Here is a 21,926-nt window from a genome sequence, read left to right on the forward strand (position 1 = left end):
CCCACTGCCTAGCCGGTGGGCTATCTTGTGCATTGCACAAATTATGGGCGATTGTGCGCGATCCGCGCAAGAATCGTATGCAATCTTTTTTCGCTTGGTGTCCACTTTGCCTCTCGTAGGCAGGCGACGAGTTGCGCTAGAAGAGGCTGGGAACCATCATCGCCATGAACATTGCCGATCAGATCCATTCCGCCGACAGCGCCAACCAGGATCGCGCCCAGGCGATTCGCGACAATCTGCGGGACGCCATCGTCGACCGTCGGCTGACGCCCGGCACCAAGCTGTCGGAAGGCGAGGTCGGCACGCTCTTCGATGTCTCGCGCACGGTCGCGCGCGCGGCGCTGCAGATGCTGTCCTTCGAGGGGCTGGTGCGTACCGAGCGCAACCGTGGCGCCTTCGTCGCCAACCCTTCGCCCGACGAAGCGCGCCAGGTGTTCGCATCGCGCCGGCTGATCGAGCCGGGCATAGCCATTGCCGCCTGTGGGCGGGTCACAGCCACCGATATCGCTGCGTTCCGCGCGCAGCTCGACGAGGAGGGCCGCTTCATCGCCGAGCGCGGCCCAACCGCCCGGCGCTCCGAAATCAAGGCGTCGGGCGACTTCCATCTGCTGCTCGCCTCCGTCGCCGGCAATGCCATCCTGCAGCGCTTCATGGAGGAGCTGGTGGCGCGTTCGTCGCTGGTGATCGCCCTTTACGGACGATCTGGCGTGTCGGCCTGCGGACACAGTGAGCACACGGAAATGGTCGGCGCGCTGGAAAGCGGCGATTGCGGGTTGGTGAGCCGGCTGATGCTGCACCATATCGACCACATCGAGGCAGATCTCGACCTGCGGGTCAGGACCGGCCCGGCGCTCCGCGAAGCGCTGAATTTCTGAACGCTAGTTTTCGTCGTCCGTGGGAGCGGGCGCTGCCTGTCCGGCGGCCTTGCGGCGCAGCATCTTGGTCAGCTTCCAGACCGTCGGGTTGTTCTTGATGAAGGCTTTCGCCCGTGCGCCCTGCCGCAGCGCCGACGCCAGGGCGCGTCCCTTCAGCGTCAGGGGCGCCAGCACCTCGAAATGCTGGGTCTCGATATCGCACCAGAGCCGCTTGTAGGGCTCGTCGCCGACCGAGAAATCATAGACATCGAAGCCTGTTTGGCAGGCTTCCTCGATGATGTCGAAGAAAAGGAAATCGCCGGGGCTGGTGTGGCCGAGATCGTCCTCGGCGATGGCGCCGAATTCGCAGATCAGGCGTTTGCCCGAGCGGCTCGAGCCGGTGATTGCGCGCAGCTTGCCGGCCACTTCGAGCCCATGCAGCACAAAGGCCGGTTTCTCCTCGGCCAGCGCGCCGGCGAAGAGGGCACGGAAGAAAGCCCGCACCTCCGGCTCGCCGAAGACATTGGCGATGCCCATCTTGGCGAAGCGGAACTCCTTCATCTCGAAGAAAGCGTCGAGCAGCCGGTTCACGTCTTCCGGTGTCTGCGCCTCGATGCGGCGATGAACGCCGACCGCCTCGAACTTGCGTGTCTGCGAACGGTGCTTCTTGCGCTTGCGCTTGCCGCCCACACGCGACAGCAGCGCATCGAAACCACCGTCGAGATTGACGGCGAGCGACAGGTTTGGGCTCGGAAAGTTGGAGAACGCCGCCAGCGGATTGGCAACGCCATCGAGGTCGGGCAGAAGCCTTTCCAAGGCAACGAGATCGATGTCGGGACGCGCCTTGCCGATCGCCGTCACCAGCCTGCGGATCCCCCCGGCATCGGCCTTTGCCAGCCATGCCGGATCGGCGGCGGCGAAATTGCCGTTGGCATGGCGCCCGCCCATGAAGCGGGCGACGCGGAATGGACCAGTTCGCGTGATTTCCAGTGCCAGTGCAAAGACCGGCCTGTCCTCGATTGTCAGCGTGGCAATGACGGCATCGGGATTGGCCTGCGCCGTCCAGGCACGAACCCAGGCCGCGCTTTGCGCCGGCGCAAACAGCGCCGAACGGCAGAATTCGCCGTAAGAGGCGAGCGCGGCAGCATCTGCGATCGACACCGACAGACTGGTCTGGTCGGCATCCGGCGTGCGCGCAGACGCCTTGCTTGCGGCGAGCCGATTGCCGTCAAATGACGCGGTGGCGTCAACCATACCTCAATCCTTAAGGCGTATTCGTCGCGATCAGGAGTTCGCGTCGGCGCGTTCCGTGCTTGGATCGAGCCTAGGCGCAAAAGGTGAATGAATGATCGACGGTGGTGAGGCAGTTCGGAAACTGGCGCTTAATATCGCCCGCTTTACCGGCCTTGCACCGCTGGCCAAGCCGTTCGTCGGCGGCATTGGCGCAATCCTCATGTTGCATCGGGTCACCGCCACGCCGGAGAAGCCGGACGGCGTCAACCGCCACCTCAACATCGCCCCGCGATTTCTCGACGCTCTCGTCGCCGACATGAAGGCGAGGGGCTATGCCTTCGTCACCCTCGACGAGGCGATCGAGCGCATCAAGGCCGGCGGCAAGGACGGCCAGTTCGCCACCATCACCGCCGACGACGCCTATCGCGACAACATGACCGAAGCGCTGCCAGTGCTGGAAAAGCACGACGCGCCGATCACCATCTATGTCGCGCCGGGTCTGATCGACGGCAGCGCCGATTTATGGTGGGACGTGGTCGAGGATATCGTCAACGCGCGGGAGCGTTTGACGCTGGCGATGCCGAAGGGGCCGGTGACCATCGACTGCTCGACCCACGGCAAGAAACTCCACGCCAATGCGCGTCTGCATGCCTATCTGACGCTCGAGGTGCGCGAGGAGGATCAGCGCGCCGTGCTGCGCGATCTGGCGCGCTCGAACGGCATCGACCTCGATGGCTTGCGCCCAAGCACGCTAATGACCTGGGACGATATCCGCGCCGTGGCCGGGCACAGGCTGGTGACGATCGGCGCGCATACGGTCAACCACCGCAATCTGAAGCGGCTCGACGAAGCCGATGCGCGCCATGAAATCGTCGACGTCAGGCGCCAGCTGCAGGCGCAGCTCGGCGAAGACCCCCGTCATCTCGCTTACCCCTATGGTTACGCCAGCGCTGTCGGCTGCCGCGAAGTGGGCTTTGCCCGCGACGCCGGCTACGCCTCGGCGGTGACCACTCGCCACGGCGTGCTGCACGCCGAGCACGCCGGCTTCCTGCACGCGCTGCCGCGCATTTCGGTCAACGGCCGCTACCAGAGTGTCGCCCATATCCGCACCATGTTGTCGGGCGTGACGACGCCGCTGGCCAATGCCGGCAAAATGGTCGTCACCATCTAACCTGGGTCGGGCGCTTCAGCCTTTCGGCGGCGGCTCCAGGATCAGCCATTTGATGATGCCCATCGCAGGCAGCACCCAGAACAGGCCGCTGAACAGGAAAAACAGGAAATGCACCAGCGGGCTGGATTGCGACAGCTGCGCGACCGCTATGATCGACGCGACCAGCGCATAGATGATGACAAGCGCCACCAGCAGGAAGGTTCCGATCAGCTTTTTCAGGCGGATGGGCATGAGCGTTCTCGTTGATCGCCTCCGCTTAGGCCCAACCGGGGGCGCGTGCAACCCGTGACTTGCGGCGCGACGGCGTGCCGCGCCGTCCGGTCTTGTCAGCCGGGTTGCGATGGTTCACCAATCCGCCACGTCAACCTGCCGGGACCAGCCCATGGCCGCCATATCAGCCGCCGCGCCTTACATTGACCGCGATCGCGATCTGCAAAACCGGGCTCTGCTGCGCGGCTGGCTTTATGTCGTGCTTCTGGTGCTGTTTGCGCTGGTGCTGGTTGGCGGCGCCACCAGGCTCACCAATTCCGGCCTGTCGATTACCGAGTGGAAGCCGATCCACGGTGTGATACCGCCGCTCAATGACGCGGAGTGGCAGGAGGAATTCCAGCTCTACCAGAAGATTCCGCAATATGCCGAGCTCAACAAGGGCATGAGCCTCGATGCCTTCAAGTCGATCTTCTGGTGGGAGTGGGCGCACCGTATCCTGGCGCGCAGTGTCGGCCTGGTCTTCGGCCTGCCGTTGCTGGTCTTGTGGGCGACGCGCCGCATCGAGCGCGGCCTTGGGCCAAAGCTGGTCGGTATTCTGCTGCTTGGTGGCCTGCAAGGCGCCATCGGCTGGTGGATGGTGGCCTCCGGCCTGGTCGACCGCGTCTCCGTCAGCCAGTACCGGCTGGCCACGCATTTGACGCTTGCCGCCCTGATCTTCACTGCCACCATGGTGGTCGCGCGCGGGCTGGCGCCGCATTCGGAGCCTGCCGCCGACCGGCCGACACAAAGGCTGGCCGGCTTCATCGTGCTGCTGGCGCTGATCCAGATCTATCTCGGCGGCCTGGTCGCAGGGCTCGACGCCGGCCTGAGCTACAACACCTGGCCGCTGATGGACGGCAAGGTGATCCCGTCAGATTTGCTTCTGCTCGAGCCGGCCTGGCGCAACTTGTTCGAGAACCCGAAGACGGTGCAGTTCGTCCACCGACTGGGCGCCTACACGGTCTTTGCCGTCGCGCTCTGGCACATGATCGCGACACGCCGGCGTTTACCAGGCACGACACACGCACGCCGCGCGACGCTGCTGTTTCTGCTGGTGCTGGTCCAGGCCTCGATCGGCATCGGCACGCTGCTGATGCAGGTGCCGCTGCACATGGCGCTGACCCATCAGGCCTTCGCGCTTGTCCTGCTGGGATTTGCCGCCGCCCACTGGCGCGGCACCAAAGGCGCCTATCCACTGCCAACGCGGCCGCCCATGAACGCAGGTACATCGTCTACGGTGTCTTGGCCGTCGCAATAATCTATTTCGCGAACGAACTGCCTCGCTACGTCTAACGCGCGAGGCTGCGCCGGTCAGAAGCTGAGCCGCACCTTTCGGATCACTCCCGCAACCGACAGCTCGCGGTTCTCGTCGACCGCATTCTCGTCCTCATGATGCCATGCGGCCGACAGGCAGCCATAGGCGATGGCATGGTCGAGAATGGCAGCCGGCGTCTGGCCGAGTGTCCTGGCGAAGATCTCGGCCATATGCGCGATGCGCTCGGGATCGAGGCAGAGGTCGTCGCGCCCCAGTGGGTTGTAGAACAGATTGGCGGCGTCGAAGCCGGGATCGCCGACCACGCCCTTCGGGTCGATCGCCAGCCAGCCGCGCGCACCGTGCAAAATGTTGTCGTGATGCAGGTCGCCATGCAGCGGCTTGACCGCATGCGGGGCATCGAGCAGCCGGTCCGCGATTTCGGCGGCCTCGATATAGAGGCTGTGCTCTCCGGCGTCGCGATCGGCTCCGGCCTTTTTGAACAGGCTGGCAAACCGTGTCCGCAGCGGCTGCAGGTCCGGCGGGGCAGGGTGTCTTGTGGGCGAGAACAGTCTCCCCATCAACTCGGCCGCAATTGCGGTCGCGGCGTTGTCGCCTTCTTTGGCCAGAACGTCGGAAAGCAGGGTGTCGCCGGCATATTCGAGCAGCATGCGGTGGCCGTCTCGGCCAAGCAGCCGCACCGCGCCTTCGCCGCGCCGCCATGCGAGATAGTGCTCGCCGCGCAACTCGTCCTCGACATCGTCGAATGGTTTGAGCGCCTTGACGATGGCCGGCGAGCCGTCCTCACGCCGCACCTTCCAGATGCGGCTCGAAAACGTCTCCGCAATGAGCTCGGGCGCGCTGATCTTCCAGCGCTTTGGAAATGCAGGCGCGTCCATTCAGAGCGTGATGCCGAAAAGTGTTAAGCGGTTTTCGGGCAACATGCTCTCTCCAACTGAATTAAAGGCCGAGCATCAGATCCATGTTCTGAACGGCAGCACCCGAGGCGCCCTTTCCGAGATTGTCATAGACCGCAATCAGCAGCGCCTGCGCCCTGTCGTCATTGGCAAAGACATAGACCTTCATCCGATTGGTGCCGTTATAGACCTCGGGATTGATCTCGGGCAGGCGCTCCACGTGCTCGTAAGGAGCTACCTCGACCACGCCGCCCTTGATGGCGGCAAAATGGTCGGCGATTGCCGCGTGCAGTTCGGCGCCGGCCGGCACATGGTCAAGCCCGCCGAGCTGCAGCGGCACCACCGTGATCATGCCTTGGGCGAAATTGCCGACCGCCGGCTGCATGATCGGATCGTGCGACAGCTTCGCATAGGTGCGCAGCTCCGGCACATGCTTGTGCTGCAGGGTCAGCCCATAGACCTGGAATTCAGAGGCATCCTCGCCCTTGGCGACATAGTCCTCGATCATCGGCCGGCCGCCGCCCGAATAGCCCGAAATGCCATTGACCGTGATCGGGAAATCCGCCGGCAGCAGACCGGCAGCGACCAGCGGCCGCAGCGTCGCGATCGGCCCTTGCGGCCAGCAGCCGGGATTGGCGACGCGTTTCGCATTGGCGATGATCCTGGCCTGATCCTTGTCCAGCTCGGCAAAACCGTATTCCCAGCCCTCGGCGACGCGATGCGCCGTGGAGGCGTCGATCACCTTGGTGGTGTCGTTGGCAATCAGCGACACGCTTTCCTTGGCAGCCGCATCCGGCAGGCACAGGATGGCGACATCGGCGGCATTGAGGAACTCGGCGCGCGCCGCCGTTTCCTTGCGGCGCTCGGCCGGGATCGAGATGATCTCGAGGTCGCCGCGCTCGGCCAGCAGCGCCCGGATCTGCAGGCCGGTGGTGCCGTGTTCGCCATCGATGAAGATTTTCGGTTTCATGTGCCCGTCAATTCCCTGCTAATTCAGGCCTATATGCCCTGGCCATGGTTTGCCGCGCCATGGTTGCCGCTGTTCAGCTCTTCCGCCCGCGCTTTTCGCTCGGCCACCAGGCCGAGATAGTGCATGGCCACCATCGAGCCGGCGATCGCCGTTATATCGGCGTGATCATAGGCCGGCGCAACCTCGACGACGTCGGCGCCGACAATATCGACCTGGCCGAGCTGGCGCAGCGTCGACAGGATTTTCGCCGAGGACGGTCCGCCGGCAACCGGCGTGCCGGTGCCGGGCGCAAAGGCCGGGTCGAGGCAGTCGATGTCGAAGGTGAGATAGGTCTTCCTGCCGCCGGTGCGGTCGACGATCGCATAGGCGATGTCGGAAGCCCGCATCTCCTCGATCTCGTGACCGTAAAGGATCTTGATGCCGAACGTATCGGGGGCATGCGTGCGGATGCCGATCTGGATCGAGCGGTCGGGGTCGATGATGCCTTCATTGACGGCGCGGCCGACGAACGAACCATGGTCGATGCGCTTGCCATCGTCAGGCCAGGTGTCCTGGTGCGCATCGAACTGCACCAGCGCCAGCGGCCCGTGGATGGCGGCATGTGCCTTGAGCAGCGGCCAGGTGACGAAATGATCGCCGCCGAGCGACAACAGGAAGGCACCCGATTTCAGGATCTTCGCCGCCTCGCGCTCGATCGTGCCTGGTGTCTTCTGGTGATTGCCCGAATCGAGCAGGCAATCGCCATAGTCGATGACGGCGAGATGCTCGAACAGGTCGCGCGAGAACGGATATTGCGGGTCGTTGTCGAGGATCGCCGAGGCGCGGCGGATCGCCTGCGGCCCGAAGCGCGCGCCCGGCCGGTTGGTGACGGCGGCATCGAACGGAATGCCCCACACGACGGCGTCCGCGCCCTTTGCATCCTTGGTGTATTTGCGCCGCATGAACGACAGCGCGCCGGCATAGGTCGGCTCGAAGGAAGGCCCCGTCTTGGAGCGGGCGGTGAAGGCGTTGTCGATGGTCTGGTTCGCCATTACGGGTCCTTCTTTGTTCATCGGGCTGCCACAACTACAGAACCGGCACGCAAGATGCCAGTCACAGCTTGGCGAAACGCCATAGCGTTCTAGAGGGGCGACACAGGATTTGTATCGCCAAGGCGCAAGGCCCGGCGACTCCTCTCCGGCGGCCGCGGCGATGAACTGGCGGTGCGGGCCGGCATGCCGGCCGAGACACGGTTTCTGGGCCGAACGCGGCGCCACCATCATCCAGACCGAAGAACCGAAGGCTGCGATTGGCTGGCTGGGGGCCGATGGGTTTCGGGCGCCTTATGTGGATGAGGGAAGCCGGCCGAGCCGCGAATACGGCGAGTATCAATTAGAAATCGTACGTCGGCGCCATCACCCCACCCGGCGCTGCGCGCCGACCTCCCCATCGAGGGGAGGTAGGGCGTTGGCGCTTTAGATCCGACAGTCGTAGCGATTGCGAGGCATGCAAGGCTGCCGCGACCTCCTACCTCCCCTCGATGGGGAGGTCGCGCCGAAGGCGCGGGTGGGGTGACAGCGCCGCCCGCAAAATCTTCACGCCGCTTTCGCCACCCCATCCAATTCCCTCAGGACATCAGCCGACAGCTCCAGTTCCGCCGCCGCCAGGTTCTCTCTCAAATGCCCGACCGACGACGTCCCCGGGATCAGCAGGATGTTCGGCGAGCGGCGCAGCAGCCAGGCGAGCGCAACCTGCAAGGGTGTGGCGCCGAGCCGCGTGGCCACATCCGACAAGGTCGACGACTGCAGCGGGCTGAAGCCGCCGAGCGGGAAGAACGGCGTGTAGGCGATGCCGGCGCGCGCCAGTTCATCGATCAACGCGTCGTCGTCGCGATGCGCCAGATTGTACTGGTTCTGCACGCAGACGATCTCGGCGATCCCACGGCCTTCCTCGACCTGCGCAGGGGTGACGTTGCTCAGGCCGATATGGCGCACCAGGCCCTTCCGCTGCAGTTCGGCAAGCGCCGTCAACTGCGTCTCGATCGAGCCCTCGGCGGGACCCATCACCCCGAACATGATGCGCAGATTGACGACATCCAGCACCTCAAGACCGAGATTCCTGAGATTATCGTGCACGGCCTGCTCAAGTTCCTTGGCGGAATAGGCAGGCAGCCATGAGCCGTCGCTGCCGCGCCGCGCCCCGATCTTGGTGACGATGACGAGGTCTTGCGGATAGGGCGCCAGCGCTTCGCGGATCAGCTGGTTGGTGACATGCGGGCCATAATAGTCGCTGGTGTCGATGTGGTTGACCCCGGACGCCACCGCTTCGCGCAGCACAGCAATGGCCGCGTCCCGATCTTTCGGCGGACCGAAAACGTGCGGGCCGGCAAGTTGCATGGCGCCGTAGCCGAGCCGTTTCACGGTGTGGCTGCCGAGGGTGAATGTGCCGGATTTTTGGATGGTGGACATGGTCGATCTCCTTTGAGGAGGCGAAGATAGACGCTGCTCAACCTTGGGATAATAAGGTACAATCCGTACAGCTTGTGCGGAATGGCGAACAATGATGGATCTTGGCGATCTGAATGCTTTCGTGACGGTGGCGCGTGCCGGCGGTTTTCGCGAAGGGGCTCGCGCCGGCGGCGGCAGCGCGTCGGGCCTGAGCGAAGCGGTGCGCCGCCTGGAGACGCAGCTCGGCGTCAGGCTGTTCAACCGCACGACACGCAGCGTTGTTCCAACCGACGCAGGCCTCAGCCTCTTGGGAAGGCTTGGCCCGGCGCTGTCGGAGGTGGAGGCGGCCCTCGACGTGGTTAATGGCTTTCGCGACAGGCCGGCCGGTTCGCTGCGCCTCAACGTCCCGGTCAGCGCCGCGCGGCTGATATTGCCCGACATCGTTCCGGGCTTCCTCGCCGCCTATCCCGGCATTCGGCTGGAGGTCATCGCCGATGAGAACTTCGTCGACGTGCTGGCGGCGGGCTGCGACGCCGGCATCCGCTATGACGAGCGACTGGAGCAGGACATGATCGCGGTGCCGATCGGACCGCGCGTCCAGCGCTTCGCCACTGGCGCCAGCCCCGCCTATCTCGAGCGCCATGGGCGGCCGCAGCACCCGAGCGACCTGCTTGGCCATGCTTGTCTGCGCGGTCGTTTTGCCAGCGGTGCGATGCTGCCGTGGGAATTCGAGCGCGACGGCGAGGTGGTGCGTGTCGACACGACGGGGCCGTTGATCGTGCGGATCGGCGGGGCGAGCGATCTTGCCGTCCATGCGGCCATTGCCGGCAGCGGCATCGTCGCTCTCTTCGAGGGCTGGCTTCGCCCTCACTTCGAAAGCGGCGCCCTGGAGCCCGTGCTCGAACCGTGGTGGCAGAGTTTTCCCGGACCATTTCTGTACTATCCCGGACGGCGTCTGGTTCCAGCGCCGCTACGGGCGTTTATCGATTACATCAAGGCCGGCAAGTTCTGAGACTTGAACCGAGGCCGGCGCCATCACCCCACCCGGCGCTTCGCGCGAAGCGCCGGGTGGGGTGACTGCCGAGACCCAAAAGAAAAGGCCGCCCGGAGGCGGCCTTTCGATGTCTGGAACGTCGCAGCGCTTAGCGCTTCGAGAACTGGAAGGAACGACGGGCCTTCGCCTTGCCGTACTTCTTGCGCTCGACGACGCGGCTGTCGCGGGTCAGGAAGCCGCCCTTCTTGAGCACGGCGCGCAGTGCCGGCTCGTAGTAGGTCAGCGCCTTGGAAATGCCGTGACGAACGGCACCGGCTTGGCCGGAGAGGCCGCCGCCGATGACGGTGGCGACGATGTCGTACTGGCCGGCGCGGTTGGAAGCGATGATCGGCTGGTTGAGGATCATCTGCAGGACCGGACGCGCGAAATAGGTCGCGAATTCCTTGTCGTTGACGACGATCTTGCCCGAACCCGGCTTCACCCAGACGCGGGCGATGGCGTTCTTGCGCTTGCCGGTGGCATAGGCGCGGCCCGACTTGTCGAGCTTCTGGACATGGACGGGTGCTGCCGGCTGGGTGTTGGTGTTGCCGGTGGCGGCGCCCAATTCTGCGAGCGAGGAAAGCTCAGCCATCTTATGCAACCTTCTTGTTCTTGGCGTTCAGCGCGCCGACGTCGAGGGTGACGGGCTGCTGGGCGACATGCGGATGTTCCGTGCCTGCATAGACGCGGAGGTTCTTCATCTGGCGACGGCCGAGCGGCCCGCGCGGGATCATGCGTTCGACGGCCTTCTCGACGACACGCTCGGGGAAACGGCCCTCGAGCAGCTGGCGCGCGGTGCGCTCCTTGATGCCGCCGGGGTGACCGGTGTGCCAGTAATAGACCTTGTCGGTGAACTTCTTGCCGGTGAACACCACCTTGTCGGCATTGATGACAATGACGTTATCGCCGTCGTCGACATGCGGGGTGAAGGTGGGCTTGTGCTTGCCGCGAAGATGATTGGCGATGACAGTGGCGAGACGGCCGACGACGAGACCCTCGGCGTCGATCAGCACCCACTTCTTCACCACATCCGCAGGCTTCTGCGAAAAGGTTGCCATGGATTTTCTGCTTTCGATTTTGACCTTCCGAAGAAGGCGTTTCTTGTTGCTTGGATTGGCGACAAGGCACTTGCCCGCCGCCAATAACAAAACGGCGGCCTTTGCGGGCCGCTGCTTCGTGACGGCTTATAGGCGAGGGGGTGGTGCACGTCAAGGCGCGGGAAAAGCACGTCTGCTCGTAAAGTGTAATAAAAACAAAGGTTTGATCAAAAGGTATTATTTTACCACATCGGCGGCGCGCTTCGGCGGGATCGAATAGGTGCCGGTCGCATGCGCTACCGTGTGTCCCTTCGGTCCGGCGACGATGTCGATATCGAACACCATCAGGCTCTTGCCCAGCTTCAGGATGCGGCAATGGCCGTCGATCGGCCCGGCTTCGGCCTTGCGGACAAAATTGATGTTGAGGTTGACGGTAACCGAAAGCGCATCCGGCCCGGCATGGCTGAGCACGCAGACATAGCCGCCAATGTCGGCCAGCGTGAACAGCGAGGGCCCGGACACCGTGCCGCCGGGACGCAAATGCCGTTCGCTGGCGTTGAGCCGCACCGTGCAGCCGCCGGGAAACACATCGAGCGCCTCATACGACGTGAACTCGTCGTTGAGCTGGGGGTAGACGCTGGCCATCAGCGCATTGACTTCAGCCGCCGTCAGCACCGGCTTGAGATTGTCCTGGGCGGGCATGTCGGTCTCTCGTTCTATGCCGGGCCTGTATGAACGCAATGATGCGCTTCTGGCAACACCTCTGGCGCAAGCGATGGGTGTTGATGAAACTCGATCCGATATTAGATAGTCTGGCGGCGCCCGGCGGAATCGCGGAGACCCTTGTCATGGCCGAAATCCTTTCGATCAAACCTGTTGCCATAGACGGGCCGGTCATCGCCGGGCTGGACAAGGGCGTGCTGCGCCTGACGCTCGCCAATCCGCCCGCCAATGCCTTGTCGCTTTCCGTCATGGCGGCATTGAGCGCCGAGCTCGACCGTGCCAAGGCCAACAAATCGGTCCGCGTCATCGTCTTGGCGGCCGCCGGGAAAGTCTTCTGCGCCGGTCACGATCTCAAGGAAATGACCGCGCGCCGCGCCGACGCCGACAAGGGCAAGGGGTTTTTCGAGCAGACATTTTCGGCTTGCGCGGCGTTGATGCAGCAGATCGTGCGCCATCCGCTCCCGATCATCGCCGAAGTCGATGGCCTAGCCACCGCTGCGGGGCTGCAACTGGTTTGCAGTTGCGACCTCGCCATTGCCTCGCATGAAGCGACCTTCTGCACGCCGGGCGTCAATATCGGCCTGTTTTGTTCGACGCCGATGGTGGCGCTGTCACGCAACGTGTCTCACAAGCACGCCATGGAAATGCTGCTCACCGGCGAGACCATCGATGCCGCAACCGCCAAGGAATTCGGCCTGGTCAACCGCGTCGTGCCGCGCGAATACCTGAATCAGATCGTCACCAAATACGCGCAAACCATTGCCTCCAAATCATCTCTGGTGGTCAAGACCGGCAAGGAAGCCTTTTACGCGCAGGCCGAGATGGGGTTGGCGGACGCGTATGCCTATACCGGCCGCGTCATGGTCGAGAACATGCTGGCCCGCGACGCCGAGGAAGGCATCGGCGCCTTCATCGGCAAGCGCAAACCGGAATGGACGGACGAATAGGTTTTCGATCCATGGAACCGCGCATCTCCATCATCACCATCGCCACCGACGATCTCGAGCGCGCCGTGCGCTTTTACGAAGGCATGGGCTTGAAGCGCCACGCCGGCATCACCGATGGCGTCGCCTTCTTCCAGATGGGCGGCGCCATTCTCGGCCTGTTCCCGAGGCCAAGCGCCGAGGAGGATTCAGGCATTGCCTTCGCCGCAGCACCGTCGGCGGTCTACCTCGCCTACAACACCCGCTCCGATGCCGAAGTCGACGACGTGCTGGCGGCCGCCGAGAAGGCCGGCGGCAGGATCGTCAAGCCGGCAGGCCGCGCCTTCTGGGGCGGCTGGTATGGATATTTCGCCGATGCCGACGGCCATGTCTGGGAAGTCGCACACAATCCGGCCTTCCCGATCGCGGATGACGGCACCATCTCGCTGACGGACTGAGCGTCCGCATGGGCTATCGCAAGCAACTGACCCGGCTTAAGGCGCCTTATCTCAAACGCATCCTGATTGACCCCGAGCGCGTGGAAGATTGGGACAAGTATCCCTGGAACCTGCCTCTGTTCCGCGGCCGCGAATTCGAGCTCGAATTCACCACGCCGATCACCATCATTGTCGGCGAAAACGGCACCGGCAAATCGACGCTGCTGGAAGCGATCGGCGCGCTGGCCGGTTACGACGAAGCCGGCGGCGGCAAGGGCTACATGCCCGTCGACCACTCCGGCGCCATCGACGAGAGTGGTGCAGCGCTTGCCGACACGTTGCGCGGCCACTGGCTGCCGAAGGTCACAGCGGGTTGGTTCTTCCGCGCCGAATCTTTTTACTCGGTTGCCCGCTATCTCGATCAGGCGGCGCTGGAATCTGGCGGGGCGCCGCCGGATTTCCTGTCCTGGTCGCATGGTGAAGGGTTCATCCGCTTCTTCGAGGAGCGCTGCCGCCGGCAAGGTATCTACATCCTCGACGAGCCCGAAAGCGCGCTGTCGCCATCGCGGCAGATCGAGCTGCTGAAGATGCTGCGGCGCATGGACCGGTCCGGCACGGCTCAAGTGATCATGGCGACGCACTCGCCGCTGCTGATGGCCTGTCCGGGCGCGCGGCTGTTCCGCATCAGCCGCTTCGGCCTCGACCCCACAGATTTCACCGATACCGATCATTTTCGCATGATGCGCGACTTCTGCACGGACCCGCAGTCCTTTATGGAGGAAGCACTGAGGGAGACCGACGAGTGAATCACGATAGCTACGACAATGCCTACATCGGCGGCATCCTCAATTCTGTGAAGACCATCGCCATGGTCGGCGCGTCGGCCAACGATGTCAGGCCGAGCTTTTTCGTGCTGAAATACCTGCTGGCCAAGGGCTTTTCGGTGTTTCCGATCAATCCGGGGCAGGCCGGCAAGGAAATCCTCGGCCGCATGACCTATGCCAGCCTTGCCGATCTGCCTGAACCGGTCGACATGGTCGACATCTTTCGCGCCTCCGCAGCGGTGCCCGGCATTGTCGATGAGGTGCTGAAGCTCGACCCCTTGCCGAAAGTCGTCTGGATGCAGCTTGGCGTGCGCGATGACGAGGCGGCCGCGCGTGCCGAGGCGGCCGGTATCAAGGTGGTGATGAACCGCTGCCCGAAGATCGAATATGGCAAGCTGTCGGGCGAGATCGGCTGGACCGGCGTCAACTCCGGTGTGCTTTCGTCGAAGAAGCCGCTGATGCGGTCGGGATTCCAGAGTTTCGGTGTGCGCCAGAAGTAAGGCAGTGAATGGTGAATGGTGAATAGAAGGATTTTCCTGGAAGCCGGGTAAAGCCGCATATGAGCGGCTTGCAATCAAGGTGGGACTGGCCGACTTTGCGACCACCATTTATCGCTCACCATTCATCATTTCACCATTCACACGTTTACCGCTCAGGGAGGTTTTCGATGACCCGCACGCCCGGTTTCAACACGCTCGCCGTCCATGCCGGCGCCAAGCCCGACCCGGCAACGGGCGCACGCGCCACGCCGATCTACCAGACGACCTCCTTTGTGTTCGACGATGCCGACCATGCCGCCTCGCTGTTCGGGCTGAAGGCCTTCGGCAACATCTACACCCGCATCATGAACCCGACCCAGGCGGTGCTGGAAGAGCGGATCGCGGCGCTCGAAGGCGGCACGGCTGCACTTGCCGTTGCTTCCGGCCATGCCGCACAGGTGATCGTGTTCCACAATCTCATGCGGCCTGGCGATAATTTCGTCGCCGCCACAAGGCTTTACGGTGGTTCAATCAATCAGTTCGGCCATGCCTTCAAGAATTTCGGCTGGGAGGTGCGTTGGGCCGACACCAACGACATCTCCACTTTCGAAAGCCAGATCGACGATAAGACCAAGGCGATCTTCATCGAGAGCCTGGCCAATCCCGGCGGCACCTTCGTCGACATCGAGAAGATCGGCGACATCGCCCGCAAGCACGGCTTGCCGCTCATCGTCGACAACACACTGGCCTCGCCCTATCTGGTGCGGCCGATCGAGCATGGCGCCGACATCGTCGTCCATTCGCTGACCAAGTTCATCGGCGGCCACGGCAATTCGATCGGCGGCGCCATCGTCGATGGCGGCACGTTCGACTGGTCGAAATCCGGCAAATATCCGATGCTGTCGGAGCCGCGCCCCGAATATGGCGGGCTTGTCCTGCACGAAACCTTCGGCAATTTCGCCTTCGCCATCGCCGCGCGCGTGCTCGGCCTGCGCGACATCGGCCCGGCAATTTCGCCGTTCAATGCCTTCCTGATCCTGACCGGGCTGGAGACCTTGCCGCTCAGGATGCAGCGCCATTGCGATAATGCGGTCACCGTCGCCGGCTGGCTGTCCAACCACCCCAAGGTCGCCTGGGTCAACTATCCCGGCCTGCCCAGCGACAAGAACAACGCGCTGCAGAAGAAATACTCGCCGCAAGGCGCCGGTGCTGTCTTCACCTTCGGCCTGAAGGGCGGCTACGAGGCCGGCATCAAGTTCGTCGAGGCGCTCGAACTGTTCTCGCACCTCGCCAATGTCGGCGACACCAAGTCGCTGGTCATCCATCCGGCATCGACCACGCATCGCCAGCTTTCCGACGAGCAGAAGGTCAAGGCGGGTGCGGGACCGGACACGGTCCGGCTGTCGGTTGGCATCGAGGATGTCAACGACATCGTCGCCGATCTGGAACAGGCTTTGGCCAAGGTTTGATTTTTTTAGTGAGTAGTGAGTAGTGAGTAGTAGTCGGTATTCACTAGTTAGCAGTGATTAGTGATCAGCCACCCGCTCGAGGGAGCGCTTTCCGCTCACTACTCACTACTCACTACTCACTGCACTACTCACTAGTCACTAATCTGTTGGAGGCAAACCCTGTCCGCGCATTACCTGGCCATATTGACCGACAGCGTCGACGCCGAACATGGCGCCCCGGCGCCGGATCGTCTGATTGCGGGCGATCCGAAGTTCCGCACCTGGAATGTCGAGGAGCGCGATGGCCGCCTTTATGCCGGCATCTGGGAAGCGACGCCGGGCAAATGGCGCATCGAATATGACGAATGGGAGTTCTGCCACATCCTGTCCGGCGTCTCGGTGGTTGCCGAGGACGGTGGCGAGGCCCGCACGGTGCGCGCCGGCGACAGCTTCGTGCTCAGGCCAGGCTTCAGGGGCAGCTGGGAAGTGCTTGAAACGACCCGCAAGGAGTATGTGATCAAGCTCTGACGCTCGGTCGCGCTTGGACTTCACAAAAGCCGATCGATGTCAGTGTCGGAAAAGCCGTATCCGCTCATCATCTCCCTGTGCCAGGGACTTCCAAGCAAATCACTGAGACATAAATCGATGCGCTGGAGCAGGGTGGCAGTGCCTTTGGCGAGAGCGAAAGCGCCGGGCGCTGGCTGTTTTTCGACTGCCGGGACGTCGACGACGTCGAGAGGCGCGTCGGGTCGCCGGCTCAGATAGCCGCGATGCGCGAGCGCTACACTCGCATAGGCATGCACCACGCCGGCCGCGACGGCGTTAGCTGCTTCGGCCTGAGTGGCAAATATCCTTAGCCGTTCGGGCTGAATAGCGTTTTGCAGGGCCGTCCGGTGCTGGATCTGGCCGGATATGACGCCGATCAGCGCCGTCCGATCATTGGCGACGGACCGATAGCCATCGAAGGCGCGGGGATTGTCTTTCGCGACCAGCAATCCATCCGCCAGCATCCAGATCGGCCTTGTGAAGTCGACCAGCTTCCGGCGGCCGTCGGAAATGAACAGGCCGGTGGTTATGTCCCACCGATGTTCGGCAAGCCCAGGCAGCAGCTCGGCAAACTCGGTCTCGATGGGCAAAAGTTCCAGCCCGAGCGTCAGGCAGACCCTCGTGGCCAGTTGGGCATCGCTGCCGCCCAGACGTGCCGATCCGTCGATAAAGCAGAAGGGTGGTTCCTGTAGAAAGGCGAATCTCATTTTCTCGGGCATGCGTCGGCTCCGCCGTCCTCACAAGCTCACAATGAGCTTTTCCAGCCCATGGAAATGATAGGTGTCGCGGAAGCGCGGCTCCTCCGCAAGATGGAGTTGCGGCTGCCGCTCGAACAGGGTTTTCAGCGACACCTGCAACTCCAGCCGCGCCAGCGGCGCACCGATGCAGAAATGGATACCGGCGCCGAACGAGACATTCTTCTGGTCTGGTCGGCCGGGCCGGAAGGCGCCAGGTTCGGCAAAGGCAAGCGGATCATGATTGGCCATGCCGAGCAGCAGGCCGATCGTCTCGCCCGGCTGTACGACAACCCCGGATGTCACCTCGACCTCCTCGTAGGCGTAGCGGGTGAACATGTGCAGCGGCGCGTCGAAGCGCAGGCACTCCTCGACCGTCGCAGCGGTTGCTTCCGGCGAGGTGAAGAAACGGCCGGGGTCGCCGCCTTGCGCCAGCAGCGTGCGCACGGCGTTGCCGGTTTGATGGACGGTCGCCTCGTGGCCGGCATTGAGCAACAGGATGGCGGACGAGACCAACTCGTCTTCCGACAGCTTCTGGCCATCCTCCTGCGCCGCGATCAGCAGCGACAGCAGGTCGTCGCCAGGCTTCTTGCGCCGCTCGGTGACATAGCCGCGCAAAAAGTCGGAAAAATCGCGCGCGGCGCGATTGGCCGCTTCCTCGGTCTCGCGCGTCCGGCCATGCATGTACATGGCCACCATCCGGTGCGACCAGTCGAGCAGTTGCGGCCCCATTTCGACCGGCACACCGAGCATTTCGGCAATGATGGTGATCGGCAAAGGTGCGGCGAAGCTGGGCAATAGATCGACCTGGCGCGGCTCGAAACGGTCGATCAGCTCATTGGCCAGCGCCTCCACGCGCGGCCGCAGCCGCTCGACCTGGCGCGAGACGAAGGCGCGGTTGACCAGGGTTCTGAGCCTGGTGTGCACCGGCGGCTCCAGCTCCAGCATCGAATTGCTCTCGATGCCGTCGAAAGCGGCCAAATGCGAGCGATCCTCGCCGATGCCGCGGCTGTCGGGAATGCCGGCCGGGTTCTGGCGGCCGAAGCGGCGGTCGCGCAACAGCCGGTTGACGTCGTCGAAGCCGCCAAAGCACCAGAAGCCGAATTCCTCCCAGAAGAAGGCATTCGATGCGCCATGCAGGACGGCATAGGCGTCGTAGGGGTTCTGGAAAAACGCCGGTTCGTGCGGATCGAGCCGCAGGCGGCGCGTGGCTGGATCAAAGGCGAGGTAGGGCGGCATGGATGTGGTCATGCCAGACCATTACCGCGGCTTGCCGGCTTGGTGCCAGACCGGATGTTGGCACCCGACGGCCCTATGGATTGAGCCAACCGAGGCGGACCTCGGCGAAGTACCGAAGTCTAATCCTCGCAATGCCTGGCAATATGCACGCGGCGCCAGCTGGTCGAGCCTTCCTGCACCACCACCCGGCGCGCCATCCTCTGGTATGACGGCGCTATCTGGGTGACGTGCCGCCGCTCGGGCCGCACCAGCACTTCATGGGCGACGCTCTCATATTCGGCCGGCAGCACAACCCGGCGGGTGCGCTCCGGTTCAACCACCACCGTTTCGGCCACACGCGCGTAGCGGGCCTTGCGCCACACCTTGCACAGCACCTTGCGGCCGTGGATGACGCGCCATTCCCAGGCATAGCCGCCATCGTCGACCTGGACCGTGCGGTAAACGGTGCGGGTTCTCGCCGGTACGATGTCATAGGTGACTCGGGGCGGCGCGATCTGCTCGACGCGCTCCATGGTGCCATAGATCGGCGGATCATAGTCGACCAGCTGCCCGCCGGGACTGACCATGACGTCTTCATAGACGGTGTCATAGAGCGCCGGCCTGTGCACCGGCTCATAGCATTCGGCGGCCCGGCCGCCGGCAACCGCATCGGACACGATGCCGAGACCGGCAAGGCCGGAAATGGCGAGGCAAACAGTTTTCCTGATCATGGCACTCCCCCTGTTTGAACGCGAGAAGGTGAGGTTCAACGTTGAACTGTAGGGGAAGGTTCTCCGGGGGAAAGCGGTTTCGCCGCATTTCGTTAAGCGACGCGGTTAAGGAATTGCTACACCGCAAAAACGCCGCTGGCCGCGTTCGGACTTTCCCTTGCGCGGAAACCTTGATTCGACTTAACCAGATGGCTAGGAGAGGCGGCCTTGCGCTAGGGTGAGCCGGCATCCTATTTACATTCTAACCATCAAGAACCGATTCTGCCCGATTTCCCGGCGCCGGAATCCCCATCTCCAAAAAGGGTAGTCCATGAAGAACCCCGTCGAAACCTACATGAACCTCGTTCCGATGGTGGTCGAGCAGACCAATCGCGGCGAGCGGGCCTACGACATTTTCTCGCGCCTGCTGAAAGAGCGCATCATTTTCATCACCGGCCCGGTCGAAGACGGTATGGCGACGCTGGTTTGTGCACAGCTTTTGTTCCTCGAGGCCGAGAACCCGAAGAAAGAGATCAATCTCTACATCAACTCGCCGGGCGGCGTGGTGACCTCGGGCATGGCGATCTACGACACCATGCAGTTCATCAAGCCGGCAGTGTCGACGCTGTGCATCGGCCAGGCGGCGTCGATGGGCTCGCTGCTTCTGACCGCCGGCCACAAGGACATGCGTTTTGCCACGCCGAACGCCCGTATCATGGTTCACCAGCCTTCCGGCGGTTTCCAGGGCCAGGCCTCCGACATCGAGCGGCACGCGCAGGACATCATCAAGCTGAAGCGCCGCCTCAACGAGGTCTACGTCAAACACACCGGCAAGAGCTACGAAGACATTGAAAAGACGCTTGACCGCGACCATTTCATGACCGCCGACGAAGCCAAGGATTTCGGCCTCATCGACAAGGTCATTTCGTCGCGCGAGCCGGTCGAAGGCGCTGCGGCATAAGCGCTGCATGGCAGTTGGATGGCGGGATAACGCGCTTTTGCTGGGATTTGCGGCATTTCGGCCACAATTGGCTGTTCCCTCGGTGGATGGGATTGCCTACGTTAAGGCTATGTTGATTTTCGACGGCTTAGCTTTGTGCAGGGTTGGCGCGAATCATTGCGACGTTTTCTGATTTGTGTTTCGTACGGAATGCGTTGCGGGAGCCGGGACACTGGCGGCGGCGAATTCCCGCGATAGATAGAATATGCGCCCTTTCAGCCAGACCATCGGCGGGCGGCCATGAAAGGACAGGAAAATGAGCAAAGTCGGCAACAACAGCGGTGATTCGAAGAACACGCTTTATTGCTCGTTTTGCGGCAAAAGCCAGCATGAGGTGCGCAAGCTGATCGCCGGCCCAACGGTGTTCATCTGCGACGAGTGCGTCGAGTTGTGCATGGACATCATCCGCGAGGAGAACAAGACCTCGATGGTGAAGTCGCGCGAGGGCGTGCCGACCCCGCAGGAGATCCTGAAGGTTCTCGACGACTATGTCATCGGCCAGCCCTACGCCAAGCGCGTGCTGTCGGTGGCTGTCCACAACCACTACAAGCGCCTCGCGCATGCCGGCAAGAACAACGACGTCGAATTGGCGAAGTCCAACATCCTGCTGATCGGCCCGACCGGCTGCGGCAAGACGCTGCTTGCCCAGACGCTGGCCCGCATCATCGACGTGCCCTTCACCATGGCCGACGCGACGACGCTGACCGAAGCCGGTTACGTCGGCGAGGACGTCGAAAACATCATCCTGAAGTTGCTGCAGTCGGCCGACTACAATGTCGAGCGCGCCCAGCGCGGCATCGTCTACATCGATGAAATCGACAAGATCTCGCGCAAGTCCGACAACCCATCGATCACCCGCGACGTGTCGGGCGAGGGCGTGCAGCAGGCGCTTCTGAAGATCATGGAAGGCACCGTTGCCTCCGTGCCGCCGCAGGGCGGCCGCAAGCATCCGCAGCAGGAGTTCCTGCAGGTCGACACCGCCAACATCCTGTTCATCTGCGGCGGCGCCTTCGCCGGGCTGGACAAGATCATCTCGGATCGCGGCAGGAAGACTTCCATCGGCTTCGGCGCCATCGTCGCTTCGCCCGAGGATCGCCGCACCGGTGACGTGTTCCGCCTGGTCGAGCCCGAGGATCTCTTGAAGTTCGGCCTCATCCCCGAGTTTGTCGGCCGTCTGCCGGTCCTGGCGACGCTGGAAGACCTCGACGAGCCAGCGCTGATCCAGATCCTGACCGAGCCGAAAAACGCGCTGGTCAAGCAGTATCAGCGGCTGTTCGAGATGGAGAGTGTCGACCTGACCTTCCATGAGAATGCGCTGTCGGCGATCGCCAAGCGCGCCATCGAGCGGAAGACCGGCGCCCGTGGCCTCCGCTCGATCATGGAAGCGATCCTGCTCGACACCATGTTCGAACTGCCCGCCCTGGAAGGCGTGCGCGAAGTGGTGATTTCGGAAGAAGTGGTGACCGGCAGCGCCCGGCCGCTCTACATCTATTCCGAGCAGAAGGAAAAGAAGGGCAACGTCAGCGCCTGATCTGGCATCTGGCCTAACCTTTTTATGGAACGGCGCCCGCGGGGCGCCGTTTTGCTGTGGTGAGGTACCGATCCTTGTAACGGAGTGGATGAACGGACCGTGTTGACCCTTGATCTTTGCCCACCGTGCATCCAACTAACACTGGAAGGCCGAGGTGCCGAATTCTGTGCTGTAAAACTCCCGTCACAAACGGTGGTAGGCGGAACGATCC

At 63.1% G+C, this 21,926-nt stretch carries 24 protein-coding genes and 1 pseudogene; 13 read left to right on the forward strand and 12 right to left on the reverse strand.

The annotated features are described in order from the left end of the window. Positions 1-164 precede the first annotated feature (164 nt). Complete coding sequence (locus NKI15_RS24955) at positions 165-875, forward strand: GntR family transcriptional regulator (protein ID WP_352515017.1); 711 nt, start codon at positions 165-167, stop codon at positions 873-875. A 3-nt stretch (positions 876-878) separates the two neighbouring features. Here NKI15_RS24955 and NKI15_RS24960 read toward each other — a convergent pair whose 3' ends face one another. After that, positions 879-2,108, reverse strand: coding sequence for a GNAT family N-acetyltransferase (locus tag NKI15_RS24960; protein WP_023753607.1), 1,230 nt, complete (start codon positions 2,106-2,108; stop codon positions 879-881). Between the two features lie 91 nt (positions 2,109-2,199). Between NKI15_RS24960 and NKI15_RS24965 the strand changes: the two genes are divergently transcribed. Further along, complete coding sequence (locus NKI15_RS24965) at positions 2,200-3,258, forward strand: polysaccharide deacetylase family protein (protein ID WP_023753606.1); 1,059 nt, start codon at positions 2,200-2,202, stop codon at positions 3,256-3,258. A 15-nt stretch (positions 3,259-3,273) separates the two neighbouring features. Here NKI15_RS24965 and NKI15_RS24970 read toward each other — a convergent pair whose 3' ends face one another. After that, a complete protein-coding gene (locus NKI15_RS24970) occupies positions 3,274-3,489 on the reverse strand; it encodes a DUF2842 domain-containing protein (RefSeq protein WP_023669401.1) in 216 nt (71 codons plus the stop codon). Between the two features lie 151 nt (positions 3,490-3,640). On the opposite strand from NKI15_RS24970, the gene NKI15_RS24975 reads away from it, so the two are divergent. After that, entirely contained in the window at positions 3,641-4,765 is a 1,125-nt protein-coding gene (locus tag NKI15_RS24975; protein WP_023697425.1) for a COX15/CtaA family protein, read from the forward strand. 53 nt (positions 4,766-4,818) lie between these two features. Here the strand turns inward: NKI15_RS24975 and NKI15_RS24980 are convergent, their stop codons facing one another. The 3 genes from NKI15_RS24980 to speB form a co-directional block, all read right to left on the reverse strand. Beyond that, the gene (locus tag NKI15_RS24980; protein WP_023739331.1) at positions 4,819-5,658 is read right to left on the reverse strand and encodes an aminoglycoside phosphotransferase family protein; all 840 of its coding nucleotides are present in this window, start codon (positions 5,656-5,658) and stop codon (positions 4,819-4,821) included. A gap of 61 nt (positions 5,659-5,719) precedes the next feature. Continuing rightward, entirely contained in the window at positions 5,720-6,646 is a 927-nt protein-coding gene (argC, locus tag NKI15_RS24985) for an N-acetyl-gamma-glutamyl-phosphate reductase (protein WP_023682318.1), read from the reverse strand. A 29-nt stretch (positions 6,647-6,675) separates the two neighbouring features. Continuing rightward, positions 6,676-7,677, reverse strand: a complete 1,002-nt coding sequence (speB, locus tag NKI15_RS24990) for an agmatinase (RefSeq protein ID WP_023669405.1) — start codon at positions 7,675-7,677, stop codon at positions 6,676-6,678. Positions 7,678-7,818: 141 nt separating this feature from the next. Between speB and NKI15_RS24995 the strand changes: the two are divergent. Next, positions 7,819-8,021 (forward strand): annotated as a pseudogene (locus NKI15_RS24995) (glycerophosphodiester phosphodiesterase family protein); the annotation flags it as partial. A gap of 199 nt (positions 8,022-8,220) precedes the next feature. Here the strand turns inward: NKI15_RS24995 and NKI15_RS25000 are convergent. Continuing rightward, entirely contained in the window at positions 8,221-9,093 is an 873-nt protein-coding gene (locus NKI15_RS25000; protein WP_023693290.1) for an aldo/keto reductase family oxidoreductase, read from the reverse strand. Positions 9,094-9,184: 91 nt separating this feature from the next. Between NKI15_RS25000 and NKI15_RS25005 the strand changes: the two genes are divergently transcribed. Further along, positions 9,185-10,084 carry a LysR family transcriptional regulator gene (locus tag NKI15_RS25005; protein WP_023693291.1) on the forward strand — a complete coding sequence of 300 codons (900 nt, stop codon included), beginning with the start codon at positions 9,185-9,187 and terminating at the stop codon, positions 10,082-10,084. A gap of 130 nt (positions 10,085-10,214) precedes the next feature. On the opposite strand, the gene rpsI is transcribed toward NKI15_RS25005, so the two are convergent. The 3 genes from rpsI to NKI15_RS25020 form a co-directional block, all read right to left on the reverse strand. Continuing rightward, on the reverse strand, positions 10,215-10,697 hold the full coding sequence (rpsI, locus tag NKI15_RS25010; protein ID WP_023669408.1) for a 30S ribosomal protein S9: 483 nt from the start codon (positions 10,695-10,697) through the stop codon (positions 10,215-10,217). A gap of 1 nt (position 10,698) precedes the next feature. After that, on the reverse strand, positions 10,699-11,163 hold the full coding sequence (gene rplM / locus NKI15_RS25015; RefSeq protein ID WP_023669409.1) for a 50S ribosomal protein L13: 465 nt from the start codon (positions 11,161-11,163) through the stop codon (positions 10,699-10,701). 216 nt (positions 11,164-11,379) lie between these two features. Next, complete coding sequence (locus NKI15_RS25020; protein WP_023693292.1) at positions 11,380-11,844, reverse strand: PaaI family thioesterase; 465 nt, start codon at positions 11,842-11,844, stop codon at positions 11,380-11,382. A gap of 146 nt (positions 11,845-11,990) precedes the next feature. Here NKI15_RS25020 and NKI15_RS25025 point away from each other — a divergent pair, with 146 nt between their 5' ends. From NKI15_RS25025 to NKI15_RS25050, 6 genes are all read left to right on the forward strand, one after another. Further along, positions 11,991-12,812, forward strand: a complete 822-nt coding sequence (locus tag NKI15_RS25025) for an enoyl-CoA hydratase (RefSeq protein WP_023689473.1) — start codon at positions 11,991-11,993, stop codon at positions 12,810-12,812. 11 nt (positions 12,813-12,823) lie between these two features. Continuing rightward, positions 12,824-13,246 carry a VOC family protein gene (locus tag NKI15_RS25030; RefSeq protein WP_023693293.1) on the forward strand — a complete coding sequence of 141 codons (423 nt, stop codon included), beginning with the start codon at positions 12,824-12,826 and terminating at the stop codon, positions 13,244-13,246. An 8-nt stretch (positions 13,247-13,254) separates the two neighbouring features. After that, the gene (locus tag NKI15_RS25035; protein WP_023693294.1) at positions 13,255-14,031 is read left to right on the forward strand and encodes an AAA family ATPase; all 777 of its coding nucleotides are present in this window, start codon (positions 13,255-13,257) and stop codon (positions 14,029-14,031) included. After that, positions 14,028-14,549: a CoA-binding protein gene (locus NKI15_RS25040; RefSeq protein WP_023669414.1), complete on the forward strand. Its 522-nt coding sequence runs from the start codon at positions 14,028-14,030 to the stop codon at positions 14,547-14,549. Before NKI15_RS25035 ends, NKI15_RS25040 begins: the two co-directional genes overlap by 4 nt. 167 nt (positions 14,550-14,716) lie before the next feature. Further along, positions 14,717-15,997: an O-acetylhomoserine aminocarboxypropyltransferase gene (locus NKI15_RS25045; protein ID WP_023708656.1), complete on the forward strand. Its 1,281-nt coding sequence runs from the start codon at positions 14,717-14,719 to the stop codon at positions 15,995-15,997. Between the two features lie 180 nt (positions 15,998-16,177). After that, on the forward strand, positions 16,178-16,504 hold the full coding sequence (locus NKI15_RS25050; RefSeq protein WP_444849045.1) for a cupin domain-containing protein: 327 nt from the start codon (positions 16,178-16,180) through the stop codon (positions 16,502-16,504). 20 nt (positions 16,505-16,524) lie between these two features. Here NKI15_RS25050 and NKI15_RS25055 read toward each other — a convergent pair whose 3' ends face one another. The 3 genes from NKI15_RS25055 to NKI15_RS25065 form a co-directional block, all read right to left on the reverse strand. Next, positions 16,525-17,241, reverse strand: coding sequence for a transporter substrate-binding domain-containing protein (locus NKI15_RS25055; protein WP_023705037.1), 717 nt, complete (start codon positions 17,239-17,241; stop codon positions 16,525-16,527). An 18-nt stretch (positions 17,242-17,259) separates the two neighbouring features. After that, a complete protein-coding gene (locus NKI15_RS25060) occupies positions 17,260-18,507 on the reverse strand; it encodes a cytochrome P450 (RefSeq protein WP_023708655.1) in 1,248 nt (415 codons plus the stop codon). 107 nt (positions 18,508-18,614) lie between these two features. After that, on the reverse strand, positions 18,615-19,205 hold the full coding sequence (locus tag NKI15_RS25065; protein ID WP_023705035.1) for a hypothetical protein: 591 nt from the start codon (positions 19,203-19,205) through the stop codon (positions 18,615-18,617). Between the two features lie 310 nt (positions 19,206-19,515). On the opposite strand from NKI15_RS25065, the gene clpP reads away from it, so the two are divergent. Both clpP and clpX read left to right on the forward strand, forming a co-directional pair. Next, a complete protein-coding gene (gene clpP / locus NKI15_RS25070; RefSeq protein ID WP_023682306.1) occupies positions 19,516-20,145 on the forward strand; it encodes an ATP-dependent Clp endopeptidase proteolytic subunit ClpP in 630 nt (209 codons plus the stop codon). 295 nt (positions 20,146-20,440) lie between these two features. After that, positions 20,441-21,715: an ATP-dependent Clp protease ATP-binding subunit ClpX gene (gene clpX / locus NKI15_RS25075; RefSeq protein ID WP_023682305.1), complete on the forward strand. Its 1,275-nt coding sequence runs from the start codon at positions 20,441-20,443 to the stop codon at positions 21,713-21,715. Positions 21,716-21,926 lie beyond the last annotated feature (211 nt).

This window comes from Mesorhizobium sp. M0862 (genome assembly GCF_040319795.1).
GTDB lineage: Bacteria > Pseudomonadota > Alphaproteobacteria > Rhizobiales > Rhizobiaceae > Mesorhizobium.

Coding starts and splice junctions, on each gene's coding strand:
- NKI15_RS24955 (WP_352515017.1), top strand. CDS start 165: ATGAACATTGCCGATCAGATCCATTCCGCCGACAGCGCCAACCAGGAT.
- NKI15_RS24960 (WP_023753607.1), bottom strand. CDS start 2,108: ATGGTTGACGCCACCGCGTCATTTGACGGCAATCGGCTCGCCGCAAGC.
- NKI15_RS24965 (WP_023753606.1), top strand. CDS start 2,200: ATGATCGACGGTGGTGAGGCAGTTCGGAAACTGGCGCTTAATATCGCC.
- NKI15_RS24970 (WP_023669401.1), bottom strand. CDS start 3,489: ATGCCCATCCGCCTGAAAAAGCTGATCGGAACCTTCCTGCTGGTGGCG.
- NKI15_RS24975 (WP_023697425.1), top strand. CDS start 3,641: ATGGCCGCCATATCAGCCGCCGCGCCTTACATTGACCGCGATCGCGAT.
- NKI15_RS24980 (WP_023739331.1), bottom strand. CDS start 5,658: ATGGACGCGCCTGCATTTCCAAAGCGCTGGAAGATCAGCGCGCCCGAG.
- argC (WP_023682318.1), bottom strand. CDS start 6,646: ATGAAACCGAAAATCTTCATCGATGGCGAACACGGCACCACCGGCCTG.
- speB (WP_023669405.1), bottom strand. CDS start 7,677: ATGGCGAACCAGACCATCGACAACGCCTTCACCGCCCGCTCCAAGACG.
- NKI15_RS25000 (WP_023693290.1), bottom strand. CDS start 9,093: ATGTCCACCATCCAAAAATCCGGCACATTCACCCTCGGCAGCCACACC.
- NKI15_RS25005 (WP_023693291.1), top strand. CDS start 9,185: ATGATGGATCTTGGCGATCTGAATGCTTTCGTGACGGTGGCGCGTGCC.
- rpsI (WP_023669408.1), bottom strand. CDS start 10,697: ATGGCTGAGCTTTCCTCGCTCGCAGAATTGGGCGCCGCCACCGGCAAC.
- rplM (WP_023669409.1), bottom strand. CDS start 11,163: ATGGCAACCTTTTCGCAGAAGCCTGCGGATGTGGTGAAGAAGTGGGTG.
- NKI15_RS25020 (WP_023693292.1), bottom strand. CDS start 11,844: ATGCCCGCCCAGGACAATCTCAAGCCGGTGCTGACGGCGGCTGAAGTC.
- NKI15_RS25025 (WP_023689473.1), top strand. CDS start 11,991: ATGGCCGAAATCCTTTCGATCAAACCTGTTGCCATAGACGGGCCGGTC.
- NKI15_RS25030 (WP_023693293.1), top strand. CDS start 12,824: ATGGAACCGCGCATCTCCATCATCACCATCGCCACCGACGATCTCGAG.
- NKI15_RS25035 (WP_023693294.1), top strand. CDS start 13,255: ATGGGCTATCGCAAGCAACTGACCCGGCTTAAGGCGCCTTATCTCAAA.
- NKI15_RS25045 (WP_023708656.1), top strand. CDS start 14,717: ATGACCCGCACGCCCGGTTTCAACACGCTCGCCGTCCATGCCGGCGCC.
- NKI15_RS25055 (WP_023705037.1), bottom strand. CDS start 17,241: ATGCCCGAGAAAATGAGATTCGCCTTTCTACAGGAACCACCCTTCTGC.
- NKI15_RS25060 (WP_023708655.1), bottom strand. CDS start 18,507: ATGACCACATCCATGCCGCCCTACCTCGCCTTTGATCCAGCCACGCGC.
- NKI15_RS25065 (WP_023705035.1), bottom strand. CDS start 19,205: ATGATCAGGAAAACTGTTTGCCTCGCCATTTCCGGCCTTGCCGGTCTC.
- clpP (WP_023682306.1), top strand. CDS start 19,516: ATGAAGAACCCCGTCGAAACCTACATGAACCTCGTTCCGATGGTGGTC.
- clpX (WP_023682305.1), top strand. CDS start 20,441: ATGAGCAAAGTCGGCAACAACAGCGGTGATTCGAAGAACACGCTTTAT.